Here is a 6,365-nt window from a genome sequence, read left to right on the forward strand (position 1 = left end):
ATTGATTGTTGCTTTTGCAGGTTTTGTTTCCCAACTGCGGCATACTCCTAGATAATTAAAATACGAACAGTTGGCTCCTTACCTATAAAATTTTTTATGCCTTATTTATGCCATTCAATATTCCGATTTTACTGACCTGGTTGCGGGTTGCCTTGATACCGTTGGTGGTCGGCGTTTTCTATCTGCCTGACCTCGGTTTTTCGACGCTACAGCTGGGCCTGGCGTCCACCATCATTTTTATCGTCGCTGCGGTGACTGACTGGTTCGACGGTTTCCTGGCGCGGCGCTGGAACCAGACTTCGGCCTTCGGCGCTTTCCTGGATCCGGTCGCCGACAAGCTGATGGTCGCCGGCGCCTTGCTGGTGCTGGTGCACCTGGGGCGGGTCGATCCGATCATCGCGTTTGTGATCATCGGCCGCGAGATTGCGATCAGCGCCTTGCGCGAATGGATGGCGCAAATCGGCGCATCGAAATCGGTGGCGGTCAGTTCGATCGGTAAAATTAAAACCACGGCACAGATGGTCGCGATCCCGATGTTGTTGTATTATGGCGACCTGCTTGGCATCGATACCCGTTTCTGGGGACAGGTGTTGCTGGTGATAGCGGCGGTGTTGACGGTGTGGTCCATGTTTTATTATTTGCGTAAAGCGTGGCCGCTGATCAAGGAAACTACCGCTGCAAAAGAAAACAACAAGCAGTGAAGTAAAATGTCGGTGTTGTGAAGCGGTGTTTTGAAAATGCGTGATGAAAATTTTTCGAAATCGTTGACAATCTCTGTAGAACAACTATAATGTCGTCTCTGTAGTTGATACAGAAAAAGAAACAAATGCGGGAGTAGCTCAGTTGGTAGAGCGCAACCTTGCCAAGGTTGAGGTCGAGAGTTCGAGACTCTTCTCCCGCTCCAGATTCAAAAAAGGAAGCTGGAAAAAGCTTCCTTTTTTTATGTAAAATCAGTAGCTGATCGTATTGCCTGGTTGAACTCAATCCAGCCAATATGCTCTGATTTTGCAGTAGGCACACCCCTGGCGGGGTAGCAAAGTGGTTATGCAGCGGCCTGCAAAGCCGTTTACGCCGGTTCGATCCCGACCCCCGCCTCCAGACTCCATACGCGGGAGTAGCTCAGTTGGTAGAGCGCAACCTTGCCAAGGTTGAGGTCGAGAGTTCGAGACTCTTCTCCCGCTCCATATTCCAGGCAAGGAAGATGAACATGTCTTCCTTGCCGTTTCAGTAAAAAATCCTGCCTTGATTTTCTCCTGATTTGCCCCGCAGAATTCCTGCGCGCATGGTTTTTCCGGAGTCTTGCCGCCGCTCAGCTGCCGATACAAGAGTAGATTCACCTTTCGCCGGGGCCACTTTCCAGATAGGACTGGGTTCCGGGAGTCTTCTCCTTTATCGGTAAACTGCCGGCGCCGCCAGCATGTGCAGGATGCTTCCGAACATGCATGCCGCAGTATCTATCTAACGACTCGCTTGCAGCTGCAACCGGGTCGTTTTGCCGTCCGCTGTCGCGGCGTTTTAGCTACTCGGCCCTGAACGGCGGCGGCCGCCGCTTGATCGGCTGCGCCTTGACGATTGAGGTGTTGGTCTCGGCCTTGTCGGCGATGCGGTCGATGACCTGGTCCAGCTCGGCGATGGAACGCACGAACAGGCGCGCGATATAACAATCCTCTCCGGTCACCTTGTCGCATTCGCAGAATTCGGGCGTGTCTTCGATCAGTTTCTGGACGATCTGCAGCTTGCCGGGCAAAGGGCGTATGCGCACGATGGCTTGCAACTGGTAGCCCAGCGCTTGCGGGTCGATATCTACCGTGAAGCCGCGGATGACGCCGCGTTCCTCGAGCCGGTGCAGCCGTTCCGATACGCTGGGCGAGGAAAGGCCGACCTGCTGGCCCAGTTCTTTCAGCGAAATGCGCGCATCCTTGAGCAGGGTTTCGAGGATGCGCTGGTCGACATTGTTCAGCATTTTAGATTTCTCCGGATATTGATAATATCGCCTAATATAATTAGGTATCGATAGCATATTTCCTTTGATTAAGCATGGAAAATGCAGTTGTAAAGTGAGATTATCAGGCTCTGATGGCTTTCGGAGACTTTATATGAACAAGAAGGTAAGCGGCACGGTTGAAATGACCGCAGCCATGATCATTTCGGGAACCATAGGCTGGTTCGTCGTGGTTTCCGGCCAGCCGGTGCTGGACGTGGTGTTCTGGCGCTGCGTATTCGGCGCGGCGACTTTGCTGATCGTCTGCGCCGCAATGGGTCTGCTGCGCGGCGCCATCACCTTGCGCCTGCTAGCCCTGGCCGCGCTGGGCGGGGTCGCCATCGTCATCAACTGGCTGCTGCTGTTCATCTCTTATTCGCACGCTTCGATCTCGATCTCGACCGCGGTCTACAACACCCAGCCGTTCATGCTGGTCGGCCTCGGCGCAGTGTTCTTTTCCGAGCGGCTGACCCTCAACAAGCTGACCTGGCTCGCGATCGCCTTCGGCGGCATGCTGCTGATCGTGCTGGCGCAACCGGGCGCCGCCGACGGCGGCAGCAATTATCTGGCGGGGATACTGATGGCGCTGGGCGCGGCTTTTTTCTACGCGGTGGCCGCCATCATCACCAAGAAACTGGCCGGCACGCCGCCGCACCTGATCGCCCTGGTTCAGGTCTGCGTCGGCATGCTGATGCTGGCGCCTTTTGCGCACCTATCGGCGCTGCCTTCCGATATCGGCACGTGGAGCATCCTGGTGACGGTCGGCGTGGTGCATACCGGGCTGATGTATATCCTGCTGTATGGAGCGATCCAGAAATTGCCGACCTACCTGACCGGATCGTTATCGTTCATCTACCCCATCGTGGCGATCGCGGTAGATTTCCTGGCCTTCGGCCACCGGCTGCAGTTGAGCCAGCTGGCCGGCGCCGCCGCTATCCTGATCGCGGCGGCCGGCATGAACCTCGGCTGGTCGCTGTGGAAACCGAAGGTGCAAATGCAGTGATCGTCGGCGCCGCGGCATTGCAACGAGGCCCTTAAGCCAGGGCGCGCGCCGCCTCTTCAATCAAGGCGACTATTTCATCGGGATGCGAGGCCATGGAAGCATGGCTCGCCGCCAGCTCGATGGTCTTCCTGGGTTTCATGCGTTCCGCGAACCAGCGTTCTGTTTCGGGCGGTATCATGCGGTCGTTGCTGGAGACCTGGTACCAGGACGGCTTGCTCTTCCAGGCCGGCGGTCCGGAGGCGTCGCCGAAGCAACGGGCGGCGATCGGCTTTTGCGTCAGCGCCATCACCAGGGCTTCCGTTGCATCCACGTCCTGGCAGAAATTGTCGCGGAACTTGTCCGCCGCAATCCACAGGAAACCGTTGTCGTCCGGCGCTATGCTGGCGGCGCCCGGCGGCGGTTCGCGCATGCCGAAAATGCCGCCCGGGGTTTCGCCTTCATCGGGGGCAAAGGCGGCGACGTACACCATGCCAACTACATTCGGCGCATGGCCGGCGCCGCTGATCACCATGCCGCCGTAGGAATGGCCGACCAGCAGCGTCGGCCCGTTCTGGGCTGCGGCGAACCGGGCGGTGCGGTCGACGTCGTCGGCCAGCGAGGTGAGCGGGTTTTGCACCGCGCTCACGCGATATCCCCTTGCATGAAGCGGCGGGATCACGTGGCGCCAGTGCGAACCGTCGCCCCATGCGCCATGGACCAGAACTATGTTGAGCTGCGTTGTCATATTGCGTTCTCCTGTGCTATCGGGCGACGATGGAAAATGCGGGACGGCGTCGCTTGGACCATCCCAGATATTCGAGGGATCATGCTGCTGGTGAGTGCCTTCCTGACTCAGTGTGCAGCCGACAGCTGCGATATGCGATGGCAACCTGGCATCAAATCATCCTGGCGTCCGGAAAAGTCTCCAGCAGCAGGTCGGAAAATGCGCGCAGCCTGCTGCTGACATGGCGCTGGCTCGAATACAGCAGCCAGATTTCCACCTCAACGCCAGCCAGGCTCCCGATCTCATGCAGCAGGCCGCGTTCCAGTTCCTGCCGTATCAGCGACGGTGGCAGCACGCCTGCGCCGGCGCCCGCCAGCACGGCGTCGCGGATCATGAGCTGTGAAGACAGCTGCAGCACGGTTTCGGTTTCAATCGTGATTTTCCGGCCGTCGCGCAGGATCGCCAGCTGCAGGTTTTTTTCCTGGTGCGAACGTCCAACCAGGGGCAGGCGCGCGGCGCTGCCGAGCTTGCCCGGATCATCGCGCGCCACCAGCATTTGTCGTTCCCGCAAAAAACAGCGGCCGATATATTCCGCGTCCGGCCTGGGATTGCCGCGGATCACGGCGTCGTATCCTTCGGCGATCAAGTCGACATAACGATCTTCGCCGACAATTTCCAGTTGCACCAGCGGGTAGCGCGCGCGATATTCCGCCGCCATCCGGCCCAGCACCGAATGGGCCAGCAGGATAGGAGCGCTGATGCGCAACGGACCGCGCGGTTCTTCGGTGGCGCGCAGGCGTTCTTGCAGTTGCGCCAGTTCGGCCATGAGAGGAGCGGCGCCTTGCCGCAGCGACTCGCCTTCGGGCGTCAGGCGAAAGGCGTTGCTGCTGCGCTCGATCAAGCGCAGCCCGAGCGTGTCCTCCAGCTGCCTGAGCCGGCGCGACAAGCTGGCCTTGGGGATGCCTGCCTGGCGGCTGGCCGCGCTGAAGCCGCCGCAGGAGGCGATCAGTACGAATTCCTGCAATGCGTTGAGGTCCATGATGTTCCATTTATGAGACGTATCGTGAAATTTTAACGTCTATCGAAAATTTAATGAGACAGCTAACCTGTAATCTCACCTAAACGAATGGAGAAAAATCATGGAAAAGATCAACCAGGCAGTACGCATCCACAGCTACGGCGGTCCGGAACAGGTTCGCGTGGAGCAGGTCGCCATGCCCGAGATTGCCCAGCGGACGCCGGCAGCGCGCACCGGCCTGTGGTTCCAGATGCATCCTGACGCGCAGTTGCTGGCTACGCTGGCAGCGATGGTGGTGCGCGGCGAAATAAAGGTCGAGGTGTCGCGCCTGTTCCAGCTGGATAACGTGCAGCAGGCAATCGACTATGGATATTCCGGGCGCGGCCGGGGCAAAGCCGTCCTCGAATTCTGAGCAGGCTGCGCTTATGAATCGATGCAGGCCTGGATCGCGCTGCCGGCACGCGCTGCAACCTGGTCCAGGCTGGTGTGCGGGAGAAAAGGCGAGAGCAGGGCATGGCGCATGGTGGCCAGGCCGATGATGTAAGACGCCGCCAGCGCCGCCCGCAACTCCGCATCATGTCCACGCAGCCGTGCTGCCAGCGGCTGCACGAATTCGGCATGGAAGCGTTCGGCGACGATGGGCGCGGTCAGCTGGCTGCCGGCCGCACGCAACAGCACGCGCAAGGCATCGAACTCCCGATCCGACTGCGGTTCGGCATCTGCCATGATCTGCGCCACCATGTAGGCGCCAAAATCGCCGAGGTCTCCAGTCAGATGTTCTTCCAGCAGGAAGCCGCCTTCCAGCACTTCCGCAAACAGCTTTTCCTTGCTCCCGAAATAACGGTTCACCAGCGCCGCATCGACGCCGGCGTCGGCCGCAATGTCGCGGATGCCGACATTCTGGTAGTTGTCGCGCGAAAACCATCTGCGTGCCGCCGCCAGGATACGCTCGCGGGTTTCGCCTGCATTTCTCGTGGGTGATTTCACCGGTTTATTCCTTGTGTGGACAACAGGGCACATTTTGTCATCAGCCGTTGACTCTTGCAAGATGCTGGCGAGACTAAACAAGTTGTCAATTGGCGGCGCTGCACGGCATGGGACGGGCTGAGTATTGATGGATGCGGTCCTGTCATCTGAGCGATTGCAGCAACAATTCCCGGACCACGGCCGTGATCCGTGGCTGGCGGTCGCTTTCGATCATCCCGATCACGCGTGCCGGCGCGCGGTAGGGGAGCGGCAACACCACCAGCGACGGATCGCGCATCCAGTCGGCGTGCTTGAGCAGCGGCAGGATCGCGACGCCGACATTCTGGCGCACCAGGTCGACGATCGCGGCCACCGAGTTCACTTCCATGATTTCGTCCGGCTTGACGCGCAGTTTGCGCAACACCTGTTCGATTTTCATGCCGGTCGGCGCATGGCGTTTGAAGCGGATGAATGGCTGGCTTTTCAGCAGCGCGGCAACCTCGGCGCGCGGCGACGTGATGCGGGCGCTGGCGATCAGCATCAAAGGTTCTTCGTATAACGGCGTCCAGCGCATGCCATCGGATGCTTCGCGCGTGACCTCTACCACGATTGCGGCGTCGATCTCGCCCGTGCGCACCTGCTCGGTCAGCTCTTCGTTCGGCCCGTGCAACAGCTGGACTTTGAGCGCCGGATA

At 59.1% G+C, this 6,365-nt stretch carries 8 protein-coding genes and 3 tRNA genes; 6 read left to right on the plus strand and 5 right to left on the minus strand.

The genetic code is table 11. The annotated features are described in order from the left end of the window. Positions 1-107: 107 nt before the first annotated feature. The 4 genes from pgsA (at position 108) to JWQ61_RS18065 (ending at position 1,184) form a co-directional block, all read left to right on the plus strand. A complete protein-coding gene (gene pgsA, locus JWQ61_RS18050) occupies positions 108-701 on the plus strand; it encodes a CDP-diacylglycerol--glycerol-3-phosphate 3-phosphatidyltransferase (RefSeq protein WP_061540860.1) in 594 nt (197 codons plus the stop codon). Between the two features lie 127 nt (positions 702-828). Continuing rightward, positions 829-904: transfer RNA gene (locus JWQ61_RS18055), tRNA-Gly, on the plus strand. 120 nt (positions 905-1,024) lie between these two features. Next, positions 1,025-1,098: transfer RNA gene (locus JWQ61_RS18060), tRNA-Cys, on the plus strand. A gap of 10 nt (positions 1,099-1,108) precedes the next feature. Continuing rightward, a tRNA-Gly gene (locus tag JWQ61_RS18065) sits at positions 1,109-1,184 on the plus strand. Positions 1,185-1,519: 335 nt separating this feature from the next. Here JWQ61_RS18065 and JWQ61_RS18070 read toward each other — a convergent pair. After that, positions 1,520-1,963 (minus strand): Lrp/AsnC family transcriptional regulator, encoded by a 444-nt coding sequence (locus JWQ61_RS18070; protein WP_120235232.1) that lies wholly within the window; start codon positions 1,961-1,963, stop codon positions 1,520-1,522. Between the two features lie 133 nt (positions 1,964-2,096). On the opposite strand from JWQ61_RS18070, the gene JWQ61_RS18075 reads away from it, so the two are divergent. Next, on the plus strand, positions 2,097-2,984 hold the full coding sequence (locus JWQ61_RS18075; protein ID WP_120235233.1) for a DMT family transporter: 888 nt from the start codon (positions 2,097-2,099) through the stop codon (positions 2,982-2,984). 31 nt (positions 2,985-3,015) lie between these two features. Here JWQ61_RS18075 and JWQ61_RS18080 read toward each other — a convergent pair whose 3' ends face one another. Then, positions 3,016-3,708, minus strand: coding sequence for an alpha/beta fold hydrolase (locus JWQ61_RS18080; protein ID WP_304361724.1), 693 nt, complete (start codon positions 3,706-3,708; stop codon positions 3,016-3,018). Positions 3,709-3,859: 151 nt separating this feature from the next. Then, positions 3,860-4,726, minus strand: a complete 867-nt coding sequence (locus JWQ61_RS18085; RefSeq protein ID WP_304361725.1) for a LysR family transcriptional regulator — start codon at positions 4,724-4,726, stop codon at positions 3,860-3,862. 100 nt (positions 4,727-4,826) lie between these two features. On the opposite strand from JWQ61_RS18085, the gene JWQ61_RS18090 reads away from it, so the two are divergent. Next, positions 4,827-5,117 (plus strand): zinc-binding dehydrogenase, encoded by a 291-nt coding sequence (locus JWQ61_RS18090; RefSeq protein ID WP_304361726.1) that lies wholly within the window; start codon positions 4,827-4,829, stop codon positions 5,115-5,117. A gap of 11 nt (positions 5,118-5,128) precedes the next feature. Here the strand turns inward: JWQ61_RS18090 and JWQ61_RS18095 are convergent, their stop codons facing one another. Together JWQ61_RS18095 and JWQ61_RS18100 are read right to left on the minus strand one after the other, a co-directional pair. Then, on the minus strand, positions 5,129-5,692 hold the full coding sequence (locus JWQ61_RS18095; RefSeq protein WP_304361727.1) for a TetR/AcrR family transcriptional regulator: 564 nt from the start codon (positions 5,690-5,692) through the stop codon (positions 5,129-5,131). Positions 5,693-5,834: 142 nt separating this feature from the next. Further along, a partial coding sequence (locus tag JWQ61_RS18100; RefSeq protein ID WP_304361728.1) for a LysR substrate-binding domain-containing protein occupies positions 5,835-6,365 on the minus strand: 531 nt, incomplete at its 5' end.

The organism is Collimonas fungivorans, from assembly GCF_028292705.1.
Lineage (GTDB): Bacteria > Pseudomonadota > Gammaproteobacteria > Burkholderiales > Burkholderiaceae_D > Collimonas > Collimonas fungivorans_B.

Bases quoted from the DNA above. Each gene is read 5' to 3' on its own strand.
- pgsA (WP_061540860.1), top strand. From the start codon at position 108: ATGCCATTCAATATTCCGATTTTACTGACCTGGTTGCGGGTTGCCTTG.
- JWQ61_RS18070 (WP_120235232.1), bottom strand. From the start codon at position 1,963: ATGCTGAACAATGTCGACCAGCGCATCCTCGAAACCCTGCTCAAGGAT.
- JWQ61_RS18075 (WP_120235233.1), top strand. From the start codon at position 2,097: ATGAACAAGAAGGTAAGCGGCACGGTTGAAATGACCGCAGCCATGATC.
- JWQ61_RS18080 (WP_304361724.1), bottom strand. From the start codon at position 3,708: ATGACAACGCAGCTCAACATAGTTCTGGTCCATGGCGCATGGGGCGAC.
- JWQ61_RS18085 (WP_304361725.1), bottom strand. From the start codon at position 4,726: ATGGACCTCAACGCATTGCAGGAATTCGTACTGATCGCCTCCTGCGGC.
- JWQ61_RS18090 (WP_304361726.1), top strand. From the start codon at position 4,827: ATGGAAAAGATCAACCAGGCAGTACGCATCCACAGCTACGGCGGTCCG.